Source organism: Methylobacterium sp. WL103, assembly GCF_008039885.1.
GTDB classification, from domain to species: Bacteria; Pseudomonadota; Alphaproteobacteria; order Rhizobiales; family Beijerinckiaceae; genus Methylobacterium; species Methylobacterium cerastii.
In genome coordinates this window covers 1-1,216 of sequence record NZ_VRUX01000907.1, presented here as the reverse complement: position 1 = coordinate 1,216, position 1,216 = coordinate 1, and the positions used below count along the sequence as shown (strand labels likewise).

Sequence of the window (1,216 nt, the reverse complement as noted above, 5' to 3'; positions counted from 1 at the left end):
GCCGCGGAGGTCGTCGGCGAGGCCGGTCGCCTCGCGCCGCCGGACGACGTGCCCGCGCTTGCAGCCGCACTCGATCAGGCGCTCGCGATCCCGCGCACGGTCCCGCATGCCCGGGTGATGCGGCTGTTCACCCGCGACCTGTGGCTCGCGCGCTGCGAGGCTCTCTACGCGCAGGTGCGAGCGGAGCACGCGAACCTCGGCCGAGCCGGCTTCGGCGACGCGTCGCGACGAGCAAGGCTTGGCCGTCCCGGAGTTCCGTTGCAGATCACGCCGCCGTGAACACAGCGTCGCCGCATTCGCACGCCCAAGACAATCCCGCGGTCCGAATCCGGTAGCGGCAGGCTTGATGCGCTGTCGTGGCTTTTCCGGATCGCACGGGCACGTCTTTCCGCGTGTTCGACCGCGACCGCGATCGAAAAGTCAGGCTCTGGCGATGCTGTTCATCTGGTCCGGCTGGGGAATCCTCGTCCTGCCTGTGGTTGCCGTCACCGCCATCCTCGCCGGGGCGGCGGGAGGTCTAGCCTTGCGTGCGGCCGGCCATCCTGAACTGACGTTCCTCGCCGTCAGCCTCGGCTTGTTCGCCGCCGCCGCCGCCAACTGGTTCGTCGGCCGGCGCCTCAACGGCAATCCGCCGCGCGAACTCGTCGATCCGGTCACGAACGAGCGCGTGCTGCTGTACAGCCTCCACAAGCTGTTCTGGATTCGGATGGAATACTGGTCGATCCCCGTGGCGCTGGCGGCCCTCGTGCCCCTTCTCGCCCTGCGCAACCTATGAGCCGGCCGGCGGCCGGATCGGCCCCGACCTGGGAGGTCATGCCCATGACGACCACGCGCAAGCGACGCGTTCCCCACCTCGCGGCGGCCTGCCTGGCCGTCGCCCTGGTGACGCCCGCGGCGGCGGTGACGCCGGTCACGCCGGTCGGCATCGAGAGCTGCGACGCCTTCTTCGAGGCCTATGCGCAGTGCGCGGCGAGCCCCGGCGTGCCGGAGGCCGTCCGCCCCAACATCCGCCAGGGCATCGACAATCTGCGCGAGAGCTTCCGCGAGGCGGTGACCCGCAACGAAGCGGTCCGCACGACGATCGCGCATCAGTGCGCCCGGGCGCACGAGACCGTGCGCAAGAGCATGGTCGAGGCGTTCAAGTGCGACTTCCCCGGCCTGCCGCCGGCGTCGCAGGCGATCCTGCAGGCCGCGCCGCCCGCGGTCGCCGCCCGGG

At 71.2% G+C, this 1,216-nt stretch carries 1 protein-coding gene and 2 pseudogenes; all 3 read left to right on the top strand.

Annotated features, from left to right (window positions below; translation table 11 throughout):
* A pseudogene (locus FV222_RS26620) lies at nt 1-279 on the top strand (hypothetical protein); the annotation flags it as partial.
* A 154-nt stretch (nt 280-433) separates the two neighbouring features.
* The gene (locus tag FV222_RS26615; protein ID WP_147816126.1) at nt 434-775 is read left to right on the top strand and encodes a hypothetical protein; all 342 of its coding nucleotides are present in this window, start codon (nt 434-436) and stop codon (nt 773-775) included.
* Nucleotides 776-819: 44 nt separating this feature from the next.
* A pseudogene (locus tag FV222_RS26610) lies at nt 820-1,216 on the top strand (hypothetical protein); the annotation flags it as partial.